Here is a 23,766-nt window from a genome sequence, read left to right as displayed (position 1 = left end):
TCTGCAGCGGAGGTCCACTGTTCATGTCCGACATACGCGTACCTGAACGCGGGCGCCCGAGGCGCCGGACGGTGTCCGGGCCACCCGGGGGAACGGACCGTGCCGCCCTCGCCCCGAAGGCCTCGTTCACCCCGTGGGACCCGCCCTCACCGGACGTGCCCCACTGGACGGGCGCCGCCGACCGCACCCCGGTCGAGCTGCTGCGCGCCGCCCTCGCCGAGGGCCTGCTCGGAGGGCCGTGGCACGACGGCTTCCCCGCGTACACCTGGCACCGGGACGGCGACGACGTCCACGAGTTCCGGCTGACCGGCCGCCTGACCGGTCAGTACACCGGGTACCCCCTGCACCCCAGCGAATGGCCGGAGGGCCTCGGATGAGCACGCTCCCCGACGTCACGCTCGCCTGGAAGTGGCACGAGCCGTCGACCGTTCCCGCCGACGAGTTCACCGCGACCTGGGCCGACCTGGAGATGACGGTCGGCTCGGAGACGCCGCTGACCACCGTCGAGGACGGGGCCGCCGGCACCGTCCGCCCCCACACCACCGGCTCGCTCTACCCGCTCGCCGAGTGGATCGCCTTCAACTGGTGGTCGCTGCTGGCGGACGCCCGGCCCGGCACCCAGATCTCCCAGCTGCGCTTCTGCTACCGCAACGGCGTCGGCGACCAGCGCGGCGCCTGGTGGGTCCGCTCGCGGCGGCACGTCCTGCGTGCGGCCGGCGGCGGCTTCCACTGGCCGGACGTGCTGTTCGTGCCCGAGGGCCGGCAGACCCGGATCGTCTGGATCCCCGACGGAGGTCCGACGCCCCGGCCCGGTCCGCGCCACGTGGCGCGCGGCAACCTCGTGGTCGGCTCCGAGGCCCTCGCCGAGACGTTCCGCGGCTTCGTCGACGCCGTCGTCGCCCGGCTCGCCGACTGGGGCATCACCGGCACCCCGCTGCAGCGCGAGTGGGCCGCGCTCGCCGACACCGACGAGGCCGAGGCGGCGTTCTGCCGGGCCGCGGCGCGGCTCGGCCTGGATCCCTACACCGAGGCCGGACCGTACGCGGCGGAGATCGTCCGGGTCGTCCGGGAGCTGCCCGATCCGCTGTCCTTCGACTTCCTCAACGGGGTCGCCCCGGGCCGGATCGCGGACCAGCTCCGGTGGGTCGGGCGGGCCCGGGAGGTCGCCGGCCAGGGCGGCCAGGCCGACCCGGCCGTCACCGAGCTGCGCGAGCTGTGCGCGGACGTCCGGACGGCCTTCCACGCGCCGGGCCGGCTCGACAACGCCTGGCACCTGGGCTACGAACTGGCCCGCCGGGTCCGCGCCTGGGCCGGGGTGGCACCCACCGAGCGGTTCGAGACGGACACCCTGCTCACCCACCACACCGAGCCGGTCCCCTACGTCGACCGCGGCCTGGTCGCCTACGGGACGCGCACCGGCGCCGGGGGCCCCGCCCTGGTGTCCAGCCGGTCCTACACCGAGCGGCCGCGGCGCTTCCTGGAGGCCCGCGCCCTCTGCCACTTCCTGTTCGAGAACGGACCGGAGTTCCTGATCGCCGCCGCGCACACCCACCGCCAGCACGTGGCCCGCGGCTTCGCCCTCGAACTGCTGGCCCCCGCCCGGGGCGTGGCCGAGCGTCTCGGCGATCCGAGCGGGCTGGTCACCGCCGAGGACGTCGAGCAGATCGCCGAGGACTACGGGGCCGGCACCATCGTGGTGGAGCACCAGCTGGACAACCAGGTGCTCGCCCAGGACTTCCCGTGGGAGCCGACCGCACCGACCGTGTTCCGGGCCCCGCGCTACCCGCGGGAGGCGGCCCGGTGAGCGCCGACGACACACTCGGCACCGGCACCGGCACCGGCACCGACACCTTCCCGTACCCGGCCGGGCCCGGCGGCACCGTGCCGCCCCGGTACGCACGGCTGCTCGCCGAGGACCCGGTCTCCCGGGTGCGGCTCGCCGACGGCGCCGAGATCTGGCTGGTCACCCGGGACGCCGACGTGCGGACCGTGCTGGCCGACCCGGCGTTCAGCCGGTACCGGGCCGCCGTGCTGCCCGGCAGCGGCTTCGGCCGCGGCCAGGGCACCGGCATCGTCGACCTCGACGCACCCCGGCACACCGGGCTGCGCGCACCGGTGGTGGCCGGGTTCGCCCCCGAGCGGGTGGCCCGCTGGCGCCCGCGCATCGAGGCCGTCGCCGACGAGTTGCTGGCCGATCTCGCCGGCGCGCCCGGGCCGGTCGACCTGGTCGCCGCGTACACGGCGCCGTACGCCGGCCGGATCATCTGCGAGCTGCTCGGCTTCGACGGCGACCGGTGGTCCGCGATCACCGGCGACATCGAGACCCTGCTGCTGTCCGGCGGGTCGGACGGCCCCGGCACCGCGGCCGTCCGTGACCGCCTCCAGGAGGCCTTCGCCGGTCTGCTCGCCGAACGCCGCGCGCGGCCCGCCGACGACGTCGCGACCGTCCTGCTCGGGCTGGACGAACCGGCCTCGGGCGGGCAGCACCTCACCGACGGGGACCGCACCACCCTGCTGCACGGCCTGGTGATCTCCGGCTTCATCGGCGTCCGGGACCTGCTGGCCCGGCACCTCTACGCGGTGCTGGCCGAGCCCGACCGCCGGGAGCGGCTGGCGGCCAAGCCCGACCTGGTCCCCGGCGCGGTCGCCGAACTGCTGCGCTACTACCCGTCGAGCAACGACGGGCTGCTGCGGGTGGCCACCCGGGACGTCGAACTCTCCGGAGTCCGCGTCCCGGCCGGGGCCGCGGTGCTGCCGCTGATCTCGGCGGCCTGCCGCGACCCCCGGATCGTCGACCGGCCCGACACCCTGGAGCTCGACCGCACCCCGGTGTCCGTCGCCGCCTTCGGCGCGGGCCCGCACCGCTGCCCTGCGCTGGACCTCGCGGTGGTCCAACTGACCGTCGGTCTGGGCCGGTTGGTCGCCACCTATCCGCAGGTCGCGCTCGCCGTGGCCGCCGAGGACGTGCGGCACACCTCCGACCTGCTGCCGCTCGGCGTCGCGGCGCTGCCGGTCCGGCTGGGCGCCGCGGCCTGACCGCGTCGCCCGCCCGCCGGGCGCCGCGGACCCGGGCGGTCCGCCGGACCCGCCCCAGTCGCAGAGAGGAGGACGGATGGGAGAGCACTTCCCCCGGTACGTCGACGGCCGGCCCGCCCCGGCCCGGGACGGGGCGACCTTCCGGTCGTTCGAACCGGCCACCCGGCGGCACCTGGCCGACGTGCCGCGCTGCGGACCCGAGGACGTGACCGAGGCCGTGGCCGCGGCCCGCCGGGCCTTCGACCACGGGCCCTGGCCGCGTACCGCGCCGGAGGAACGGGCCGCCGTGCTGCGGCGGTTCGCCGACCGGCTCACCGCCGAGACCGCCCGGTTCGCCGAACTGGAGGTCCGCGACAACGGCACCACCCTGCGCAAGGCGCTCGGCGCCGACGTGCCCGGCGCGGTCGCGGCGTTCCGCTGGAGCGCCTGGTGGGCGGAGCAACTGCCCGAACGGCTGCACCGCGGACCGGCGGTGCCGGGAGGCCCTGCCGCGCGTCACCTGCGCTGGCACCCGCTCGGGGTGGTCGCGGTCGTCGTGCCGTGGAACCTGCCGCTGCTGCTCGCCGCCTGGCGGATCGCCCCGGCGATCGCGGCGGGCAACACCTGCGTCGTCAAACCGGCGTCCTTCACCTCGCTGACCACCCTCGGGCTGGTCCGGCTGCTGCACGAGTGCGGGCTGCCGCCCGGGGTGGTCAACGTGGTCACCGGGCCCGGAGGCACCACCGGGGAGAGCCTGGTCCGCGCGCCCGGCGTCGACCTGCTGTCCTTCACCGGCTCGGACGCGGTCGGCGAGAGTGTCCGGCGCGGGGCCGGTGCGGCCGTCCGGCTGGACCTCGGCGGCAAGTCGCCGAACGTGGTGCTCGCGGACGCCGACCTCGACCGGGCGGCCGACGGCGTCGTCTGGGGCGCCTTCCTGCACAACGGCCAGGTCTGCATGGCCGGTTCGCGCGCCGTGGTGCACGCGGCCGTGCACGACGAGTTCGTCGAGCGGGTCCGGGAGAAGGCGCTCGCCCTGCGGCTCGGCGATCCGCTGGACGTGGCGACCGACCTCGGTCCGCTGGTCTCGCGCAACCAGGTCCGCACCGCCCTGCGGTTCACCGAACTCGGGGTCGCCGAGGGCGCCCGACTGCTGTGCGGGGGCAGGGTGCCCGGCCCCGGCGAGCCGGCCGAGGGGCTGGACCCGCAGGCGTACTTCCCGCCCACCGTGCTGACCGGCGTCGAACCGGGTGCCACCGTGGCCCAGGAGGAGGTCTTCGGGCCCGTGCTCTCGGTGATCCGGGCGGCCGACGACGCCGACGCGGTGCGGATCGCCAACGGGTCGCGGTACGGGCTGAGCGCCGGGGTCTGGTCGGGCGACCGGGACCGGGCCCGTGCGGTCGCCGAGTCGCTGCACGCCGAACAGGTCTGGATCAACGACTACCGGCTGGTCGACCTCGACCTGCCGTCCGGGCCCGAGGTGACCGGTGACCTCGTCTGGGAGCGGCTGACCAACGAACTCGACGGCTACCGCCGCCGGCAGAGCATCACCGACGGCACCGGCCCGGCGGACCCGTCCGGGCCCGCACCCACCCCGTACCACCTCCTGGGGCTCTGAGCGCCCCGCCCTCCGGCCTCCCGTGGAGCCCCGATGAAGATCGGCATCGCGTTCCCCAACACCATCCCCGGCGCCTCCGGGCGGCTCCAGACGGAGTGGGCCGTCCGGGCCGAGGAGCGCGGTTTCTCGACCGTCTCCGCGACCCACCGGCTCCGCTACCCCGGGCACGAGCCGCTGCCGGTGCTCGCCGCGGCGGCGGCCGTCACCTCGCGGATCGGGCTGTCCACCAACATCCTGGTCGCCCCGCTGACCACGGCCGAGGTGCTCGCCAAGGAGGCGGCGACGGTCGCCTCGCTCGCGGAGGGGCGGCTCGTCCTCGGCCTCGGGCCGGGAGTGCGGGCCGACGACTTCGAGGCGGCGGACCGGGACTTCGGCCGCCGCGCGCAGGTCTTCGACGGGCAGCTCGCCGAACTCGCCCGGCTGCGCGGCAAGGAGGGCGCCGGGATCCTGCCCGGGCCGGTGCCGCCCGTCCTGGTGGGCGGGCTGAGCGCGAACGCCGTCCGGCGGGCGGCCCGTTGGGCGGACGGCTGGACGGCGCCCGGGCTGGAGCCGGAGCTCGTCGCCCCGACCGTCCGGCAGGTGGAGGAGGAATGGGCGGCGGTGGGCCGGGAGGGGCGGCCGAGGCTGGTGGCGCTGTCCCGGTACTGGCTCGGCGCGGACGTCGCCGAGGAGGCGGCCGGATTCGTCCGGGACTACTTCGGGGTGCTCGGGAACGAGGCGGAGTCCTTCGTCGAGAAGACCCCGCGCTCGCCCGGCCGGATCCGCGAGCAGATCGCCGAACTGGCCGCCGCCGGATTCGACGAGATCGTCTTCCACCCCACGGCGGCCCGCCTTTCCCAGGTCGACCGGCTGGCCGACGCCGTCCTTTCCTGAAAGAGCGCTCCCGAAAGACGGCTCCTGAAAGACCGCAGACGCGCCCGTACGAAAGTGTTCCGAAGTGTTCCGATGTGTTCCGAGGTGAAATCGAGACCATGAACGCGACCCTGACGGGAAATAGGACCGAGGCCGTGGAGGATCTTCGGGAATTCGGCTACTGCCTCCTGGAGTCCCCGCTTCCGTCCGCCGAGTTCGAACGACTCCGGGACCGCCTGCTGGAGGTCGCGGAGGAGGAGCGCAAGGACGGCACCGCCTTTCTGTACGACGGCGGCAACCAGCGTGTCTTCAGCCTCCTCAACAAGGGCGAGGAGTTCGAGCGCAGCGTCTGCGACCCGCTGGTGCTGGAACTCATGGAGGAGGTGCTGGGCTTCAACTTCCTGCTGTCCAGCACGCACGCGAACATCGCCGGCCCCGGCGGGGTCGCGATGAACGTGCACGCGGACCAGACCTTCGCGCGACCGCCCTGGCCGCCGTACGCCCTGGTCGCCAACAGCATGTGGATGCTGGACGACTTCACGGAGTCCAACGGCGCGACCCGTCTCGTCCCCGGCACCCACCGGCTCGGCCGGCAGCCGGACTACGCGCGCGGCGAGGGCGACGTCGAGACGGTGCCGGTCTGCGCGCCGGCCGGCAGCGTGATGATCTTCGACGGCCGGCTCTGGCACCAGACCGGGGCCAACACGACCGACCGGCCCCGGCACGGCATCCTCAACTACTACTGCCGGGGCTACGTCCGGCAGCAGCAGAACTTCTTCTCCGGGCTCAGGCCGGAGGTCGCCGAGCGCAGCACACCCGCCATGCGGCGGTTGCTCGGTTTCGAGAACTACTTCTCGCTCGGCCTCGCGGACGGTCTGGAGTGAGCGCCGGACCGGGCGGCGCCCCGCCCGACCCGGGCCGGTTCCTCCAGGCCCCGGCGGCGCGGCCGGTGCTGCGGCTGGTGCTGGCGGACCCGGCGGGTGCGGCCGGCGGGGTGCTGCCGGCCGCGATGGGGCCGGAGCTGGCGGTGGAGCCGCTCGCCGGACCGCTCGACGGCGCGGAGCCCTGGTCGGTCGGCGCCGGTCGGTGGCCGCTGCTGCCCTGGGCGCTGCTCGCGGTGGCGGGTGCGGGGCCGGGCGGCGCGGCCGTGCTGGCGGACGCCGTCCGGGCGGTTCGGGCCGCCGGGGCCGCGGGCCGGCCGCCGGCCGGACTGCTGCTCTGCCCGTCGCCGGACGCGGCGGCGCCGCCGCTGGAGGCCGGTGCCGAGGCCGACGGTCCGTTGCCCTGCCCGGTGGTGGTGCTCGCCCGCGACGGTGACGGCAGCGGCCCCGCCGGTACCGGCACCGGCGGGGCCGCGGACGGTGCGGTGGCGGCCTGGCGCCGTCTCGCGCCGGAGGCCTTCACCGTCCGGCTGCTGGGTCCGGCGGGCTGGTCCGACCCGGCCGCCGCCGCCGAGACGGCCCGGACGGTCAAGGAGGAACTGCACATCTGGCCCGCCTGACCGGTGGCGGCCCGGTCCCCGCAGGGCGGGCCGGGCCGCTCCGGTGCGCGGTGCGCGCCCGGCGGTGGTGCGCGGAGGCCCGGCCGGAGGGATCCGGCCGGGCCCTTCCGGTGGCGTGTGGCACGTGGCACGTGGCGTGTGGTGCGTGGCGCGTGGTGCGGTCAGCCGGTGAGGGCGCCGTACAGCTCCAGCGGGCTGGCGCGCCGCAGGTCGACGTCGGCCGGCAGGTCCAGCCCCAGCTCCTCCTCCAGCAGGATGGCCAGCTCGATCATGCGGGCGGAGTCCACCAGCAGCTGGATGCCCAGCGGGACCTCCGGATCCAGCTCGACCCCCTCCACCCCGAGTCCGGCCACCAGGGCGGAGAGGAACTCCGCGAGGCTGTACGGACTCGACGTAGCTTCACCCATGGTCGGGGTGTCCTCTCGGTCGGGACCCGCTCGCCGCGCGCCCGCGGGCCGGCCCGGGGCACGCAGCGGAAGGTCCTGGACGTAGGGCAGGCCGAGCCGCAGGGCGGTCTCGGCCTTGGCCAGCTCGCCGCCGAGGTAGCCGGCGTGGGCCGGTTCGGCGACCACTCCGGCGCTCAGCAGCCCCAGCAGCATCGACTCGGCGCGGACGCCGGTCATCTCGTGCCGGGGGGTCAGGTCGTTGTCGTAGTGCCGCAGGACGATCCGCCGGGCGAGCAGGTCGAGGCCGATCACCACGAATCCGTCCAGCGCCCGGCTGATGCCCACCCGCCGGCCGCCGGGCCGCAGCCGCCGGAAGGCCGGCCGGGTGCTCGCGGGGCCGCCGTCGGCGCCCTCCCCGGGGCCCGCCGTGTCGTCGTCCGCGTCCGGGACGGCGGGGGCGGGCGCGGAGGCGGTGCGCGCCGACAGGTCGGCGATCACCCGGCGCAGCACCGCCGGGTCGCACTCGCCCCGGGCGTCCACCAGCTCGATCTGGGCGCGCACCTGCGCGACCTCGCGCAGCGCGACGCCGCGCAGCACCGGCAGGTAGCCCGCCGCCCCGCGGATCAGGCGCTGCTCGGCGTCGACCCCCTCGCGGAAGAGCGCGACGAGGCTCTGCCCGGCCAGGAAGCGCGGTGAGTCCCGTCCGCAGACGACCAGGCCGCGGATCGAGGGCCGGTGCGCGATGGTGCGCACCAGCTGCTCGATCCCGAGGTTGGCGGTCATCAGCGTCCCGACGATGGCCACGTCCGGCAGCCCGGAGAGCGGTTCGAGGAGCTCCCGGCTGCTGAGGCTGCACACCGCGATCCGGCCGGCCGCGGCGGGCTCACCAGGTGGCACCGCTGCCCTCGCCGCTGTAGCTGCGCGGCAGCCCGCCGGGCCCGAAGCTGGGCAGGGTGGAACTGATCTCCATGACGCGGGCGCCCAGCCGGGTGAGCCGCTTGCCGACCCGCAGCTGTTCGGAGCGGAGCCGGTCGAGCCGGTCGCGGAAGTACTCCTCGACGTCCACGACCTGGACCTCCTGCTTGTCCCGGTCGAGGGAGTCGTTCATCACGGCCTCCAGGTTGGACATGAAGAAGCCGTAGTTGAACTGGCCCATCTCCTGGCGGATCTCGTGCACCGTGGCCTTGAAGTTCTCCATCACCTCGTCGACGCCGGGCAGTCCGCCGAAGCGCCGGTGCAGCCGGGAGATGAAGGTCTGCATCACCACGTTGTAGGTCTCGAACTCGAAGACCGCGGACTGGTCGGTGATGACCCCGCGCTGGTGGTAGTCGTCGTTGTTGTAGAGCCTGGCGAAGTGCTTGGCCAGCAGGCCGACCCGCTCGTCGGCGAAGTCGTAGCCGTACGGGTCGAGGTTCTTCTGGTAGCTGTCCCAGAGCAGGCCCTCGCCCTCGATCCGGCGGACGATCGCGGTGCCCGGGTAGATCTCCAGCCGCTCGGTCATCCGGCGCAGGTTGTGGCCGGAGTTGTCGCGCAGGAAACGGGCGTTGGCGATCAGGGTGTCGAGGGTGGCGTAGGGGTGGAAGGGGATGAAGCCCATCGCCAGGTAGATGCCGTGTTCGCGCAGCATCCGGATGATGGTGACGTTGTCCTCGACGGTGGCCCGCTTCTCCCAGAGCAGCAGCTCCTCGGCGGTCCCGGCCTCGATGCCGACGTTGACCTTCTCCAGCCCGGAGGCGGTGAGCAGGTCGAGCAGGGCGTGGTCCTCGGGGGTGTCGCTCCAGTTCTCGGCCCGCATGCAGACGTTGTAGTAGATGTCGAGGCCCCGGTCGAGCATGCCCTGGGCGATGGCGGCGGCCCGCTTCTTGCCGACCCGCCCGCCGTCCGGGTCCTCGAAGGTCGAGTCGACGAAGTCGAACGTGCGGAACTGGTGGCGCTCGACGATCTGCGCCACCTCCTCGACGATCTGCTCCGGGCCGCGCCCGCGCCAGGCCTTGCCGGCCTGCACGCGGTTCTTCAGGTGCGGGGCCGAGCAGAAGGCGCAGTTGGCGACGCAGCCGCGGCTGGTGCTGACCCGGACGTACTCCAGCTTGTCGCCGTGCTGGCTGAGCTGGTCGCGGGCCGGGAAGGGCAGCACCTCCAGGTCGTGGATGAGCGGCCGGGCGGGGTTCTGGCGCAGGGCGCCGTCGGCGTCCCGGTAGCAGATGCCGGGGCAGTCGGTGAGCGCCTCGTCGAGGTACAGGCGCTGGACCAGGTCGAGGATGGTGGGCTCGCCCTCGCCGACGGCGACGAGGTCCGTGTAGGGGTTGTTGCGCAGCACGTCGAGCCCGGCGAACGTGCCGGCCGGGCCGCCGCAGGCGATCGGGGTGTCGGGCAGGGCCTCCTTGAGCTGCCGGCAGAGGCTGACGCAGCTGGTGAGGTTGAGGCTCATGAGGGTGAAGCAGACGAGGTCGGGCCGGTACGCGCGCAGGTGCTCGACGGTGGCGGCGTGCGCGTCCTCGTCGTGGTCGACCTCGCGGATCTCGGCGGTGAAGCCGACGCTCCGCAGGACGCTGGTCATGTAGGCGACCCCGAGGTGCTCGGGGGACATCACGAGGTCGCCGTCGAGCAGGATCAGGAAGCTGACCTTGAAGCGTCCGGGGTCGGTGATGCGCGGGTCGAGGGCGATGGCGAACTCGCCGGGCTTCTTCCGCGGGGGTGCGGGGCTGAGGTCGATGTCGATGGGCTGTCGCATCGGATGCTCCCGGTCAGGCGCTGGTGCCGGCGGCGGTCCGGTCGCCCCGGAGCCGGTTGTCGACGTACTCGGCGAGCAGGTCGAGGTCGTCGATGAGCTTGATCGACAGGTCCTCGTCGGCGATCTCGACGCCGAACTCGCTCTCCACCCAGATGAGGAACTCGATGGTGTTGATGGAGTCGAGTCCCAGCGCCTCCACGAGTCCGCGGTCCGGGATGTCCGCGGGGGAGAGGGACAGCTCCAGCGAGTCGACGAGCACCTTGCGCAGCCGGGCCTTGGTGTCCTGTGTGTCCTGCGTGTCCTGCATGACGCTCATTCCTCCGTGGGTGTGGCCGGTCGCTCAGAGGTAACCCATCTCGCGGAGCCGGCTGCTGGTGTAGTCGTCCTCCTCCTCGGCGGCACGGTCGGCCGCTTCGGAGGGCGGTGCCGTGGCGCTGCGGGCCGCCACCCGGGGGTCGGGCCCGGGGACGGGCACGCCCTCGGTGAAGATCTCGGTGCGGGCGCGGCCGTCGACGTCGTCGGGCCAGGCGGCGCCCAGGTCGGCGAGCAGCGTGGGCAGGGTGTCGGCGAGCGGGACGCTGCGGTCCAGCCGGCCGGGGCGGGTGCGCGGCGAGCGGTGCGCCCAGATGCCCTGGTGCCGGTGGAGGCCGGTCTGGGCGCTGGGCTGCCAGAGCTCGCCGGTGAGGTCGGTGACGGGCAGGACGGATTCGTCGGCGGGCAGCAGGAGCAGGTCGGGGGCGCGTCCGCGCAGCGGGCCCGGGTAGGCCTCGGCACTGGGCAGGACGCCGCGGAAGACCCGGTCCCCGGTGGGGCCCTTGAGGTCCTCGAACAGCTCGACGACCTCGGCGGTCACCCGGTCCCGGTCGCGGGGTGCGACGGTGCCCCGGGCCTGCCGCGCCCGCAGGTTGAGGTTGAGGCCGTAGCTGCCGGGGACGGGCATGTAGACGGCGGTGCGGGCGAAGTCGATCCGCCGGCCGCCGGCGGCGAACCAGCTCGCGGAGCCGTCGGCGGGCGCGTCGCCCGGCTCGGTGGCGAGCAGGCCCGCGTCTTCGAGGATCCGGTGCACGGCGAGCCCGTACCGGCCCTGGCCGAGGCCGTGGTCGGAGACCAGTGTCACCACGGTGTCCTCGTCGACCAGGTCGAGCAGCTCGCCGACGGCGGTGTCCAGGGCGCGGTGGATGCGGGTGTTGGCGAGCTCCCAGCCGGTGCCGGACGGGGCCGGCTCGTGCCGGGGATGGGTGGTGTCCTCGTAGTGCCAGTAGTGGTGGCCGACCCGGTCGGCCTCGGTCAGGACGACCATCACCACGTCGGTGGGCCGCGTGGTCATCAGGTGCCGCACCGACCGCACCCGGGCCTCGACGTTGCGCTCCGCCTGCTCCAGGTAGCCGAGGTCGCCCCGGAACATGGTGGCCAGGTCGGACTGGAAGTGGGCTTTGGCGGCGGCGAGTTCACGCAGCAGGGAGTCCGGACGGCAGTGCCGCAGGGTCCGTTCGAGCGGCCAGGTGATCTGGTAGCCGGGCAGGTCGGCGGGCGGGTGCGACATCGGGATGTTGATCAGCCCGAGGGTGTACTCCTGGGCGGCCAGCCAGTCCCAGGCGGAGGAGCGGCCGAGGTCGCCGGCCTGGGTCACCCGGGCCCGGTAGTCCGGCTCCTGGGTGTCGTAGAACTGGTAGATGCCGTGCTTGCCGGGCTGACCCGCCGTCACGAAGGTGCTCCACCCGGGTGCGGTGTGGGCGGGCCACGTGCAGGTGGTCCGGCCGACGGCGGAGGTGCGGAGCAGTCCCGCGATGTTCGGGAGCAGGCCCCGCTCGATCAGCGGGTCGATGACGTCGAAGGTTCCCCCGTCGATTCCGATGACGAGGGCACGGGGCGTGGGTGGCACGGGGGTTCGCCTCCAGCTGTGGACGGCACCTGCGTTCCGGGTCCGGAGCTTCGCGCTGCCCGGGGATCCGCCCGGAGGGGGGAGTGCGGGGGTGGGGGCCGGTCTCCGCCGACGCACGGGTGCGCCGGCCACCGGCGGTCCGGGGCCGACCGCAACACTACGCATTTCTCCGGGATATTGGTACACGGCAGGACGGCCGAATTCCGGTGATCTCCCATTCGCCCCAGCCACCACAATTGACCACGGGTCACCGGGTGTTCCCGCCGGAAGCGGAATATCGATCAACGGGGCGGGGTGGCGGGACCCGGCCGCGGGGCGGCCGGAACGGATCGGTCGGCCCCGGATGATCCTTACCGCGGGCCGCCGGCGGGGCCCGCGAGTATGTGAGGATTCCGTTCCGCCGGTTGACTTCGCCGGGCATCCCGGTAGAGCCTCTCAGGGCGGGCCGTTCGCTGAGGAATGAAGTGCCGACGGCTGTTCCCACGTATCTTCACGTATCTTCACGCACTGATCCCACCCGTATTCCGGCAGTGCGTCCCGTCCGGGTTCCCGGCGTTCCGTACCGGTGACCGGGGTGTGACGGGCCATGCCGATCGCCTCGCACGCGGAAGGGCCGACCCGATGCACTTACGCACGCGCTCCGCACCGGCCGGACCGGCTGTGGTCGTCCCCACCCGGGGCGACCACGAGCGGCTGCGGGTGACACTCGCCTGCCTGGCCGTGCAGAGCGCAGCACCCGGCCACGAGGTGATCGTGGTCGACGACAACGACGCGGGCGGGGCGGCCGCCGAGGGCTTCGCCGGTGTGCTCGGACAGGCGCGTGACTGGCTGCCGCTGCGGGTGGTGCCGGGCCCCGGCCGGGGTCGGGCCGCCGCCCGCAACGCCGGTGCGGCGGCGGCCGACGGGGCCGGCTGGCTGGTCTTCCTGGACGCCGACGTGATCGTCGGCCCGCACTTCCTCGCGGCGTACGCCGAGGCGGCCGAACCCGGCTGCTTCCTGCACGGCAGGATGCGTGAACTTCCGACCGCAGCGAGGTTGTTGTCGGAGGTGGCGGATGCCCCGCCGGCCGTCGTCCGGGAACTCGTGGCCGGTCTCGCCGACCCGGGCGCACCGCCCGACCGCAACCCCCGGCGCCGGACCGTGGCCAACGCGCTGGAGCGCGCGGTCGAGGCGATGGAGGCCGGGGTGGTGCCCGACGTCGCCCCGTGGCTCGGGCTGGTCGGCGCCAACTCCGCCGTGGAGCGCGAACTCTGGCGGCGGGCGGGCGGATTCGACGAGGAGTTCGGCCGGCTCTGGGGCTGCGAGGACCTCGAACTCGGGCTCCGGCTGTACGACCTGGGGGCGCGCCGGAGACTGGTGCCCGAGGCCGGCGGCGTCCACCTCAGCCACGCCCGGCCGGACCGCTGGGACCAGCACGACCGCAACCTCGCCCGCTTCTCCGACCTGCACCCCCGGCCCTCGGTCCGCGCCCTGGCCGCCCTGCTCGGCCCGGAGGGCAGCCCGGAGCGGTACGCCGCGGCCGTCCTCGCCGCGACGGCGGACGCGCCGTGACCGGGACGGACACGGCACTCCGGCACGTCGTCGTCTCACCGCACCCCGACGACGCGGTCTGGTCGCTCGGCGGCCGGCTCGCCCGCTGGACGGCGCTGGGCGCCGAGGTCACCGTCGTCACCGTCTTCGACACCGCGGACGGCGCCGCGGGCCACACCGCGGACACCTCCCCGGGCCACCGCGCGGCCCACCGCCCGGACGACTGGCGGCGGATCGCCGAACCCGCCACCCGCCGCCGCGAGGACCGCGCCGCGCTCGCCGCGCTCGGCGTCACCCGGGTGTCCCTGGGCCTCACCGACGCCGCCCTGCGCACCTCCGCCGGCCGGCCCCGCTACACCGCCGCCCCCCGGGTCCTCGGCCGGCCCCACCCCGACGACGGCCCGCTGCCCGACACCATCGCCGAGGCGCTGCGCCCCTGGTGCTCGCCCGGCACCCGGCTGCACGCCCCGCTCGCCGCCGGACGCCACGTGGACCACGCCCTGGTCCGCGCCGCCGCCGAACGACTGGCCGTGCCCGGCACCGCCTGGTACGAGGACTTCCCCTACCCGCTGCGCCGGCGCGACCACGACGGACTGGTGGCCCGCTGCGAACCGCTCACCCCCGCCGACCTCGAACGCTGGCTGGCGGGCGCGGAGCACTACACCAGCCAGGCCCTGGCCCTCTTCGGGGGGCCGGGCCGCCTGCGCGAGGCGCTCGGCGCCCGGGCCCGCGGCCACGGCGCCGCCGCCGGACACCCGTACGCCGACCGCTACTGGCAGCGGCCCGGGCCGACGGAGGCGGGCGGCGCGCGGCAGACCCCTCGGCCACCCGCCTGACCCGCTCGTCCGGACCACCGCGCCCGCCCAGCCAGCCGACCGCGAAAGGACCGAGACCCCATGCCGTCCACCACGCCACTTCCCCTGATCGGCAACGACCTCGTCATCAACGAGGACTCCTGCAACCTGAGTTGCACCTACTGCCTGACCGGGCAGAGCAACCTCAAGGAGGGCCACTCCCTCAAGCTCATCTTCGACCCGCCCAAGCGCGACGACTACTCGCCGACCACCGACCTCGGGCGGCGCATCAACACCGTGGCCGGCCGGCTGCACGGCCGCTTCGACCTGCCGCTGCTCAAGGTGACCGGCGGTGAGATCTTCCTGGTCCGCGGCATCATGGACTTCCTGGAGGAGCAGTCCGCCCACTACGAGGTCCTGGTCATCCAGACCAACGGCGTCCTGGTCAACGAGGAGCAGCTGGCACGGCTGCGCTCCTTCGGCAACGTCGTCCTCCAGATCTCGCTGGACAGCCACCTGTACACCGGCAACAGCTACCGGGTGCAGTCCGAGTCCCTGCACGCCAAGGTGCTCCGCACGATCGGCCGGATCCTGGAATCCGGCCTGCCGGTGGAGATCTACGGTGTCCTCAACGACCGCAGCATCACCGAGCTGTGCGAGTTCGCGGGCTGGCTCGGAGGCTTCGACAACCCGCCCACCTTCTTCCCGTTCCCGGTGCGCGGCCCGGACTCCGAGACCTTCAAGGTCCGGCCGGACCAGATCGGCCACATCGAGGAACTCGTCCGGCGCTACGACGAGTTCGCCCACATCCTGCCGCCGCGTCCGTACTTCGACCGGCTGCTCAGCTTCTACCGCGAGGGCAAGCGGACCTTCCGCTGCCACCTGCCCCGGCTGGTCGTCTCCACCTTCAGCGACGGGGTGGTCACCCCCTGCCCCAACATCTGGTTCTCCGACATGGGCAACGTGCTGTCCGACGAGGCCGAGGGCGTCCTCGACAAGCTCGGCTCCAGCGGCCTCTACCAGGCGCTGCTCGCCCCCCGGCCGCGGCTGAGCGCCTGCCACGGCTGCTTCACCCCGTGGGACACCCTGTCGATGTACTTCGAGAGCGAGATCACCCTCGACGAACTGTGCACCGCCCCCACCTACGCCCCGCCCCGGATCCGCGGCATGATCGAGCAGGCCAAGGCCGACTACCTGGCGGGCGCCGATGTCTGACGCCGCAGGGTCCGGCCCGCAGACGCTGCTCGGCGCCGTCGGCCGGCTCGACCCCGACCGGGAGGTGCTGCCGGGCCTGACCGCCGGCGCCCTCCTGGCCGCGGCCGGGGCCGCCGCGGAAGCGCTCGCCGCCGAGGGCGTCGAGGGCGAGGCGGTGGTCCTGCGGCAGCCCAACGAACCCGCCTGGGTGACCGCCTTCCTGGCCCTGCTGGCGGCCGGCGCCCACCCGCTCCCGGTCGCCCCCGACACGCCGGACGCCGAGGTCGCCCGGCTGCTCGCCGCCGCCGGCGGCGGCCGGGTCCTGGACGCGGCCGGCCTGCGGCCGACCGGTACGCCCGGCCGGAAGTCCGGGGACGCCCCCGCGGTGCTGCTGCCCACCTCGGGGTCGACCGGTGCGCCCAAGCTGGTGCGGCGCTCCGAGGCGAGCTGGCTCTCCGAGGCCCGCCGCTACCGTGACGGGGTCGGCCTCACCGCGCGGGACACCCTGCTGCTGCCGGTCCCGCTCTCCCACGCGTACGCGCTCGGCTGGCTCTGCGGCGGCCTGCTCACCGGGGCGGCCCTGCGGCCCGTCCCGCCCACCGCGCTCGGCCGGGTGGGCCGTGAACTCGCGGACGGCGCCACCGTGGTGGCCCTGGTACCCGCCACCGCCCGGCTGCTCGCCACCCGCCGCCGGCTGAAGGCCCGGCGGGCCGCCCCGGAGGACCCGCCGCCCGCCCCGGCGCTGCGGATCGCCATGGTCGGCGCGGGCCCGGTCGACGCCGCGCTCGACGCCCTGTTCCGCGAGGCCTACGGGATCGGACTGGCCCGCAACTACGGTTCCACCGAGCTCGGTGCCGTCCTCGCCGGGCCGGCCGGGCTCGCCCCGCTCGACAGCGGCTCCCCGCTGCCCGGCGTCACCGTCCGGCTCGTCGACCGCGCCACCGGCGCCGAGACGCCGGACGGTCCGGGGCTGCTCCGGATCCGCACCGACGCGCTCGCCGACTGGCACGACACCGGTGACCTGGCCCGGCGCCAGGGGAACACCCTGCGCGTCCTCGGCCGCGAGGGCACCGCCGTCCGGCGCGGCGGACGCTGGGTGGCCCCGTTGGAGATCGAGTCGGTGCTCCGCGGCCACGACGGCGTGCGGGAGGTCCGGGTCGGAGCGCGGCGCCGCGCCCACGAGGGCGAGGACGGCATCGTCGCCGAGATCGTGGTCGCCACCGGCGGGCCGGACGAGAAGGAGCTGCGCGCGTACGCCGAGCAGCACCTCGCCCCGTACAAGGTCCCCGACACCTTCCTCCTGCGGGCCGCGCTGCCGCGGACCGCCGCCGGGAAGGCCGCCGCCGCGCCCCGCTACCGGCTCACCCCGCGCGCGCTCGCCGCCGCCCGGGCCTACAAGGCCTCCGAACTGCTCTTCGCCCTGCACCGGTTGGGGCTGCTCGACGCGCTCTCCGACGGGACCGGGCTCGCCGAACTCAGTGCCGGGTCGGGCTGCGACCCGCGGGCCCTGGAACTGCTGCTGGACACCGCGACCGCGCTCGGACTGCTCGACGCCGGGCCCGCGACGGCGCCCGCCACCGGGCCCGCCGCGGACCCCGCCACCGGGCCGGACCCGGCCGGGCCGCGCGTCCGGGCCGCCGAGCTGATCGCCTTCGTGGAGCTGGAGGAACGCCTCTCCCGCGACCTCGTCACCCGCGAGACCCTGGCGGCCGTCGCCCGCGCCGGCCTCGCCGGGCGCGACTTCGACCGCCGCTCCGCCGCCGACCCGGCGCACACCGCGCTGGTCCGGGCCTACCAGGGCGCCATGGGCGGACCGGCGGCCCACGCCCGCACCGCCCTCGGACTCCGGCTGCTCCGCCCGCGCCCCGGCGCGCGGCTGGTGGAGGTCACCGCCGGCGCGGGCCGCTACCTGGAGCGCCTGCTCGCCGCCGACCCCACCGCCACCGGCCACCTCTGGCAGGCGGGCCGGCTCGCAGGACCGCCCGCGCCGGCGGTCGTCGAGGCCGTCGAGGCGGGGCGGGTCACCGTCGGGCCGCATCCGCCGCGCGGCGGGGCGGACCTCTGCGTCGTCGCCAACGCCGTGCACGACCCCGCCTCGGGCGCGCGGCTCACCGAACTGCTGGAGACCCTGCGGCCCGGCGGGAGGCTGCTCGTCGACGACGTGTTCCTGCCGTCCGCCGGCGATCCCGCGACCGCCGCCGCGCCCGACCTGGCCGGCGGCGCCGAACTCGCCCTCGACTGGCTGACCCACGGCGGCACCGACTGGCCCACCCTCGACGCGCTCGCCGCCGGGCTGGCCGAAGCGGGCGCCGACGTCGTCCGCAGGCTGCCGTTCGAGGGCTCCCCCTGTCATCTCGTCATCGTGAAGGAGGCCGACTGATGGGCGAATCCTCCGCCCGCATCGCGGACAGCATGGGACAGCACGGCCGGGTGGTCGTGGTCTCCGGAGCCTCCGGGGACATCGGCCGGGTCGTGGCCCGCCACCTCGCCGACCTGGGGGCCACCGTGGTCGCCGGCTACCACCACGGCGAGGAGCGGGTGCAGAAGCTCGCCGCCGAGATCGCCGAGACCGGCGGCACGTTCGTCCCCGTCCAGGCCGACCTGGCCACCCCGGACGGCCCCGCCCGGCTGGCCGGCACCGCCCTCGACCGGTTCGGCCGGATCGACGGCCTGGTGGCCGCCGCCGGGCTGCGCACCCGCCGTCTCGCGATGGCCACCGACGCCGCCGCGCTGGAGACCCTGCTCCAGGTCAACCTGGCCGGTTCGATCAACCTCGCCAAGGCGTGCCTGCGGCCGATGATGCGGGCCCGGTACGGACGCATCGTGCTGTTCGGCTCCCGGGCCGGCACCAGCGGCCTGCCCGGCCACAGCGCCTACGCCGCCACCAAGGGGGCCCTCCAGCCGTGGGCCGCCTCGCTGGCCGGTGAGGTCGGCAAGCACGGCATCACCGTCAACGTGGTGGCACCGGGGGCGATCCGGGCCGAGGTCATGGACTTCTCGCCGGAGGAGCGCGACCTCGTCCTCAAGTTCATCGGCGCCGGCCGGCTCGGCGAGCCCGAGGAGGTCGCCGCCGCGGTGGCGTTCCTGCTCTCCCCGGGGGCCTCCTACGTCAGCGGCAACACCCTCGTGGTGGACGGCGGTGCGCGCTTTTGAGCACCGCCCCGGGCGCCGGCACCACTCCCGGCACCGGCGCCGCACCGCTGCGCACCGCCGTCCTGGGTGCCGGCTGGGTGGCCCGCGAGGTCTGGGTGCCGCTGCTGGAGGCGCACCCGGCGTTCGAGGTGGCCGCCGTGGTGGACGCCGACCCGGAGGCGGCCCGCGCGGTCGCCCCGGCCGGCCGCGCCGTGCCGGTCGCCGCACGGCCGGAGGAGCTGGCGGACGTCCCGCTGGACGCCGCCGTCGTGGCGCTGCCCAACCACCTTCACGTCCCGGCGGCCCGGGTGCTGCTGCGGCGCGGGGTCCCGGTGTTCGTGGAGAAGCCGGTCTGCCGGACGGGCGAGGAGGCCCGGGCGCTGCGCGCCGCGACCGCGCCCGGCGCGGGGGTGCACGCGTGGAGCGCGGCCCGCCACCGCGGCGACGTCCGGGCGCTGGCGGCCCTGCTGCCGGACCTCGGCGAGATCCGCGCTCTCGGCCTCAACTGGACCAGGGCGGCGGGGATCCCGCAGCGCGACGGCTGGTTCACCGACCGCCGGCTGGCCGGCGGGGGCGCGCTGCTCGACCTCGGCTGGCACCTGCTGGACGTCGGGTTCGACCTGCTCGGCTGGCCCGACGTCGCGCGGGCCCTGGGCAGCCTCTCCGGCGACTGGCTGGGGCGGGCCGAGGGAGCGGCCGACTGGAGCTCCCGCCCGGTCGCGCCCGGTGCCCCGTCCGGCCGGCCGCCGGGAGCCCCCGCCGAGCGGGTCGAGGACACCGCCCGCGGCTTCCTGCTCACCACGACCGGCGTGGCGGTCACCGTCGAGTCCCGGTGGGCCTCGCACCAGCCGCTGGACAGCACCGTGATCACCGTGGAGGGCTCCGAGGGCGTCGCCGTGCTGCGCGGCACCTTCGGCTTCAGCCCGCACCGCCTCGGCCGCTCCTCGCTCACCGTGCTGCGGCGCGGCCGGGAGGAGAGCGTCCCGCTGCCCGAGGAGCCGGTCGGCGCCGAGTACGGGCGCCAGGTCGACGAACTCGCCCGGCGGCTCGTCCGGGCCCGCTCCGACGGGCCGGGACCGGGTCCCGGCCCCGGTCCGGTGGCGGGAACGGGGAGAGCCCCCGACTCGCTCGCCGAGATCGCCGTCCTCGCGTCCTGCGTCGACCGGCTGTACGCGTCGGCCGGCCGCCCCGCCTCCGCCGACCGGGGACCCGCCGCCGACCCGGGACCCGCCACCGACCCGGGACCCGCCACCGAACCCCACCCCCGAACCGCCGACCTCCCGCACCGGAGCCGCTGATGAAAACCGCCTACTTCACCCACGTCTGGGGCCGTGAGAACCTCACCGTCCGGGACCGCTACGACGAGCTGTGGCGGGAGGTCGAGGCCGCCGACCGGCTGGGCTTCGACTACGCCTTCTCGGTGGAGCACCACTGCACCCCCCGGGAGAGCTGGATGTCCTCCCCGGTGGCGTTCGCCACCGGCGCCGCCCTGCGCACGGAGCGCATCCGGGTCGGGCCGATGGGCTGGGTGCCGCCGCTGCGCCACCCGCTGCACGTGGTCGAGGAGGTCGCCACCCTCGACCAACTCCTCGGGGGCCGGCTGGAGGTGGGGCTCGCCTCGGGCGTCAGCGACGAGCCGTTCCTGCCGTTCGGTGCCGACTTCGCCAGGCGCAAGGTGCTCAACCGCGAGTGCGCGGACCTGCTGCGCACCGCGTTCGCGGCCGAGGGGCCCTTCGACTTCGACGGTCCGGTGCACCGGATGCGCGACATCGAGCTGTCCTTCGGCGCCGTGCAGCGACCGCACCCGCCGATCTGGATCCCCACCGGCGACCGCGCGACGCTCCGCTACCTGGCGACGATCGGGGGCCACACCGCCTCGACGATGATCGTGCCGCGCGCGGCGACGGCCACGGTCTACCGCCACTTCGTCGACTGGTGGCGGGCGGGCGGCCGGACGGGGGAGCCGAACATCGGCTACTGGAGCCTGGTGCACGTGGCCGAGACCGACGCCGAGGCGGAGTCCCGGGCCGCGGACCAGGTCGTCGACGCCTTCGTCAACACCCTGCGCTACGGCTCGGTGAAGCGCTCCGGCACGCCGGCCGCGCCGGCCAGCAGGCTCAGCACCGCCGACATCCTGGCGGGCTGCCACGACTTCAAGTTCCTGCTGGACCAGAACCTCGTGTTCGTCGGCTCCCCGGAGACCGTGGCCGAGCGGATCCGGGCGGCGGCCCTGGAGGGCTGCTTCAACACGCTGTTCGGCGAGTTCGTGTTCGGTGACATCGCGGGCGCCGAGGCGATCCGGTCGATGGAGCTGTACGCGGAGGGCGTGCTGCCCCGGCTGGCGGACTTCTCCCCGTTCGCCGCGCAGGAGGCGGAGGCCGACGGGCCCGACGCGCCCGCCGGTGACCGGGCGGACGGCGGACCGCGGGAGCAGGGGCGGACGGCGGTCCCCGCCGCCGTCCCGGGCCCGTACAGCGCGGACGAACAGGACGAGGTCGCCGCGCGCCTCGAAGCCCTCGGCTACATCGACTGAACCCGAGCGACCCGACGATCCGAGCGACCCGGAGGAACCCCCGATGGCGACACCCGTCGGCAGCACGGCACGCGAACAGCACGTGCCGGAGCCCGCCGCCCTCGACGAGCTCGTCCGGCGGCTGCGGCAGGTGCCGGACCGGCAGCGGCGCTTCGCCGTCACCGCGACGGGCGCCCGCCGGCTGCACCGGATCCGGCCCGAGCTGCTCGCCGCCCTCACCACCGCCGGCGTCCCGTACGTCGGCGAGGGCGGCGACCGGCTCTACGACGGGTACGACCTCGGCAACACCGCCCTGCACCTCGGTCTGGTCTCGGTGCAGAGCCGCTCCATGCGGTCCTGGGCCAAGGCCCTGGAGACCGCGGCCCCGGCCGGCCCGGAAGGGAGCGGCCGGGGCTATCGGGTGGAGGTGGTCGCCGGGTGCCCGGCCCCCGGGCACCCGGGGCGGTGCGGGTACGGGGTGCTGACCGCCGCCGGGCGGCGGCGGGCCGAGGGCGGGCCGGTGGACGCCCGGCTGGCCGGGCTGCTCGTCCGGCCGGTCGCCTCCTGGCCCGAACTTCCTTCGAACGTCAGGGAGTTGCTTGCGGAGGTGGAGGGCATCGGGTTCTTCCTGCTGCCCGAGGCGGTGCGCTGGGACCAGGAGTTCATGTGGCACACCCGGATGGCGGACTGCGGGGGTGCCGCCGCCTGGCTGGTCTCCGAGGGTGAACGGCGCGGGATGAGGACGCGGTTCTCCTTCGGGCTGCTGGTCGCCCAGCCCTACTCCACGCCGCACTGCTGGGCGGAGTTCCTGGTCGACGGCGTGTGGGTGCCGGTGGATCCGCTGCTCGTCCGGGCGCTGAACGACTGGGGCGGGCTGGACGCCCGGTCGTTCCCGCCCGACGGCCGGCCCGGCGCGCTCTTCCACCGGCTCTCCGACCGCTTCACCAAGGTGGTCAGCCACGCCGGCGTGTGGGCCCAGGTGTCGCTCCCCACCGAGCGGATCGAGGAGGGCGGTTGAACCGCCCGACCGGCCCTTGCAGGGGCGACAGTCGGTTTTCGGACATCTCCCCGCTACGGCCTGTGTCGTGGCCGTGACCACTCCGCGCACGGCCTAGGCTGGGCACTGACCCTGGAGCCGTGGGGCCCCAACTCTCTTTGGACGACGGAAGGATGGGGCATGACTCCGCAAGAGCTGTCCGACTTCGCGCTGGAACTCCCGGGCACCACCGACGACGAGGCGTTCGGCCCCGGCGCGACGGTGTTCAAGGTGGAGGGCAAGGTTTTCGCCATCCTCCAGGACGAGACGTCGGACCAGACGGCCCAGGTCACCCTCAAGTGCGAGCCGGACCTCGCGCTCCATCTGCGCGACCAGTACCCGGCCGTGGGACCCGGGTACCACGTCAACAAGCGCCACTGGAACACGGTCGTCCTCGACTCCACCGTCCCGGTCCCCGAAGTACGGGAGATGGTGGAGCACTCCTGGGACCGCGTCGTCGCGGGCATGCCCAAGGCGGCCCGCGACCGGCTCCGGCTGCAGCGCGGCTGAGGCCGGCCGGCGGTCCCGTTCCCGACCCGCACTGACCTGCACGAACCGAGCGAGAGAGAGCACTGCTCATGGCAGTCCCGAAGCTGACCCTGTTCGCGATCGTCGCTGACGACCTGGCCAAGTCCCTGGCGTTCTACCGCCGCCTCGGGCTCGACATCCCCGCCGAGGCGGACTCCGCGCCGCACGTCGAGGTGGTCCTCGACGGCGGTCTGAAGCTCGCCTGGGACTCGGTCGAGACCGTCCGCAGCTACGACGCGGAGTGGCAGGCGCCCACCGCCGGCAGCCACCGCTTCGCCGTCGCGTTCGAGTTCCCGGACGCGGCGTCCGTCGACGCCAAGTACAAGGAGCTGGTGGGCGCCGGTTACGTCGGCCACATCGAGCCCTGGGACGCGGTCTGGGGCCAGCACTACGCGATCGTCCTCGACCCGGACGGCAACGCCGTCGACCTGTACTCCGCGCTGTAGGACCGATCTCCCCACGGAGGCCCGGGTCGTGACACTGCTGGGGATCGACGTCGGCGGGACCAAGGTCGCCCTCGTGCTGGAACGCCCGGGCCTGCGCCGACCGGTGCACGCCCGCTTCGACTGGCCGCGCCCGTCCGACCGCCGGGAGGCCGATCTGGCGGCGCTCGCCGCGGCGGTCGTCCGGATCACCGGCGCGGCCGGCCCGGGCGCCGTCCGGTCGGCCGGGCTCGCCCTGCCGGCCACCGTCCGGGACGGCCGGCTCACCTCCTGGCCCTCCCGGCCCTCCTGGGCCGGGCTGCGGCTGGACACGGTGCTGGAGCGGGTCCTGCCGGGCGTCCCGGTCCGGTACGAGGACGACGGCAACCTCGCCGCGCTCGCCGAGGCCGCCCGCGGCGGCGTCCGTGACCTGGCCTACCTGGGGCTGGGGACGGGCGTCGGCGGCGGGATCGTGCTCGGCGGCCGGCTGCACACCGGCCCGTACGGCGGCGCCGCCGAGGTCGGCCACCTGGTGGTCGACCCCGGCGGCTCCTTCCAGCCGCCGCCGCGCAGCCTGCCGGACGCCGAGGGCCTCTACGGCTTCCAGCTGGGCCGGGTGCTGAACGCCTTCCGGGA

22 protein-coding genes are annotated in these 23,766 nt (G+C 75.1%); 18 read left to right on the top strand and 4 right to left on the bottom strand.

Annotated elements, in window-relative coordinates:
• Positions 1-71: 71 nt before the first annotated feature.
• The 7 genes from ABZY91_RS28490 to ABZY91_RS28460 all read left to right on the top strand — a co-directional run bounded on the left by ABZY91_RS28490 (position 72) and on the right by ABZY91_RS28460 (position 6,983).
• The gene (locus tag ABZY91_RS28490) at positions 72-377 is read left to right on the top strand and encodes a hypothetical protein (RefSeq protein ID WP_329878944.1); all 306 of its coding nucleotides are present in this window, start codon (positions 72-74) and stop codon (positions 375-377) included.
• Positions 374-1,804: a hypothetical protein gene (locus tag ABZY91_RS28485; protein ID WP_355405807.1), complete on the top strand. Its 1,431-nt coding sequence runs from the start codon at positions 374-376 to the stop codon at positions 1,802-1,804. Before ABZY91_RS28490 ends, ABZY91_RS28485 begins: the two co-directional genes overlap by 4 nt.
• Positions 1,801-3,036, top strand: a complete 1,236-nt coding sequence (locus ABZY91_RS28480; RefSeq protein ID WP_355405806.1) for a cytochrome P450 — start codon at positions 1,801-1,803, stop codon at positions 3,034-3,036. Before ABZY91_RS28485 ends, ABZY91_RS28480 begins: the two co-directional genes overlap by 4 nt.
• A gap of 76 nt (positions 3,037-3,112) precedes the next feature.
• Positions 3,113-4,630: an aldehyde dehydrogenase family protein gene (locus ABZY91_RS28475; RefSeq protein WP_355405805.1), complete on the top strand. Its 1,518-nt coding sequence runs from the start codon at positions 3,113-3,115 to the stop codon at positions 4,628-4,630.
• Positions 4,631-4,663: 33 nt separating this feature from the next.
• The gene (locus ABZY91_RS28470) at positions 4,664-5,503 is read left to right on the top strand and encodes an LLM class flavin-dependent oxidoreductase (protein WP_355405804.1); all 840 of its coding nucleotides are present in this window, start codon (positions 4,664-4,666) and stop codon (positions 5,501-5,503) included.
• 98 nt (positions 5,504-5,601) lie between these two features.
• Entirely contained in the window at positions 5,602-6,366 is a 765-nt protein-coding gene (locus tag ABZY91_RS28465) for a phytanoyl-CoA dioxygenase family protein (RefSeq protein WP_329878939.1), read from the top strand.
• Entirely contained in the window at positions 6,363-6,983 is a 621-nt protein-coding gene (locus ABZY91_RS28460) for a hypothetical protein (RefSeq protein WP_355405803.1), read from the top strand. The genes ABZY91_RS28465 and ABZY91_RS28460 overlap by 4 nt, the downstream gene beginning before the upstream one ends.
• A 161-nt stretch (positions 6,984-7,144) precedes the next feature.
• On the opposite strand, the gene ABZY91_RS28455 is transcribed toward ABZY91_RS28460, so the two are convergent.
• From ABZY91_RS28455 to ABZY91_RS28440, 4 genes are read right to left on the bottom strand one after another with little or no spacing between them, the layout of a single operon-like run.
• Complete coding sequence (locus ABZY91_RS28455) at positions 7,145-8,266, bottom strand: hypothetical protein (protein WP_355405802.1); 1,122 nt, start codon at positions 8,264-8,266, stop codon at positions 7,145-7,147.
• Positions 8,253-10,100, bottom strand: coding sequence for a radical SAM protein (locus ABZY91_RS28450; RefSeq protein ID WP_355405801.1), 1,848 nt, complete (start codon positions 10,098-10,100; stop codon positions 8,253-8,255). Before ABZY91_RS28450 ends, ABZY91_RS28455 begins: the two co-directional genes overlap by 14 nt.
• Positions 10,101-10,113: 13 nt before the next feature.
• Positions 10,114-10,407 carry a phosphopantetheine-binding protein gene (locus tag ABZY91_RS28445; protein ID WP_329878935.1) on the bottom strand — a complete coding sequence of 98 codons (294 nt, stop codon included), beginning with the start codon at positions 10,405-10,407 and terminating at the stop codon, positions 10,114-10,116.
• A 33-nt stretch (positions 10,408-10,440) separates the two neighbouring features.
• The gene (locus tag ABZY91_RS28440; protein WP_355405800.1) at positions 10,441-11,982 is read right to left on the bottom strand and encodes an alkaline phosphatase family protein; all 1,542 of its coding nucleotides are present in this window, start codon (positions 11,980-11,982) and stop codon (positions 10,441-10,443) included.
• 621 nt (positions 11,983-12,603) lie between these two features.
• Here ABZY91_RS28440 and ABZY91_RS28435 point away from each other — a divergent pair.
• The 11 genes from ABZY91_RS28435 to ABZY91_RS28385 all read left to right on the top strand — a co-directional run.
• Positions 12,604-13,533 (top strand): glycosyltransferase family 2 protein, encoded by a 930-nt coding sequence (locus tag ABZY91_RS28435; RefSeq protein ID WP_355405799.1) that lies wholly within the window; start codon positions 12,604-12,606, stop codon positions 13,531-13,533.
• A complete protein-coding gene (locus ABZY91_RS28430; protein WP_355405798.1) occupies positions 13,530-14,348 on the top strand; it encodes a PIG-L family deacetylase in 819 nt (272 codons plus the stop codon). Before ABZY91_RS28435 ends, ABZY91_RS28430 begins: the two co-directional genes overlap by 4 nt.
• Before the next feature lie 60 nt (positions 14,349-14,408).
• Complete coding sequence (locus tag ABZY91_RS28425) at positions 14,409-15,521, top strand: radical SAM protein (protein ID WP_355405797.1); 1,113 nt, start codon at positions 14,409-14,411, stop codon at positions 15,519-15,521.
• Entirely contained in the window at positions 15,514-17,880 is a 2,367-nt protein-coding gene (locus tag ABZY91_RS28420; RefSeq protein WP_355405796.1) for an AMP-binding protein, read from the top strand. Before ABZY91_RS28425 ends, ABZY91_RS28420 begins: the two co-directional genes overlap by 8 nt.
• A complete protein-coding gene (locus ABZY91_RS28415; protein WP_329878929.1) occupies positions 17,880-18,653 on the top strand; it encodes an SDR family oxidoreductase in 774 nt (257 codons plus the stop codon). Before ABZY91_RS28420 ends, ABZY91_RS28415 begins: the two co-directional genes overlap by 1 nt.
• Complete coding sequence (locus tag ABZY91_RS28410) at positions 18,650-19,930, top strand: Gfo/Idh/MocA family oxidoreductase (protein ID WP_355405795.1); 1,281 nt, start codon at positions 18,650-18,652, stop codon at positions 19,928-19,930. The genes ABZY91_RS28415 and ABZY91_RS28410 overlap by 4 nt, the downstream gene beginning before the upstream one ends.
• A complete protein-coding gene (locus tag ABZY91_RS28405; protein WP_329878927.1) occupies positions 19,930-21,165 on the top strand; it encodes an LLM class flavin-dependent oxidoreductase in 1,236 nt (411 codons plus the stop codon). The genes ABZY91_RS28410 and ABZY91_RS28405 overlap by 1 nt, the downstream gene beginning before the upstream one ends.
• 43 nt (positions 21,166-21,208) lie before the next feature.
• Positions 21,209-22,162, top strand: a complete 954-nt coding sequence (locus ABZY91_RS28400) for a transglutaminase domain-containing protein (protein ID WP_355405794.1) — start codon at positions 21,209-21,211, stop codon at positions 22,160-22,162.
• Between the two features lie 159 nt (positions 22,163-22,321).
• Entirely contained in the window at positions 22,322-22,690 is a 369-nt protein-coding gene (locus ABZY91_RS28395; protein ID WP_329951573.1) for an MmcQ/YjbR family DNA-binding protein, read from the top strand.
• A gap of 68 nt (positions 22,691-22,758) precedes the next feature.
• The gene (locus ABZY91_RS28390; protein WP_329878924.1) at positions 22,759-23,154 is read left to right on the top strand and encodes a VOC family protein; all 396 of its coding nucleotides are present in this window, start codon (positions 22,759-22,761) and stop codon (positions 23,152-23,154) included.
• 28 nt (positions 23,155-23,182) lie between these two features.
• Positions 23,183-23,766, top strand: a 584-nt coding sequence (locus tag ABZY91_RS28385; protein ID WP_355405793.1) for an ROK family protein, incomplete at its 3' end; no start/stop codon positions are given.

Source organism: Kitasatospora sp. NPDC002965 (assembly GCF_040611255.1).
Classification (GTDB): domain Bacteria; phylum Actinomycetota; class Actinomycetes; order Streptomycetales; family Streptomycetaceae; genus Kitasatospora.
The sequence above is the reverse complement of the archived record's forward strand: the minus strand, read 5'-3'. Positions and strand labels throughout refer to the sequence as shown.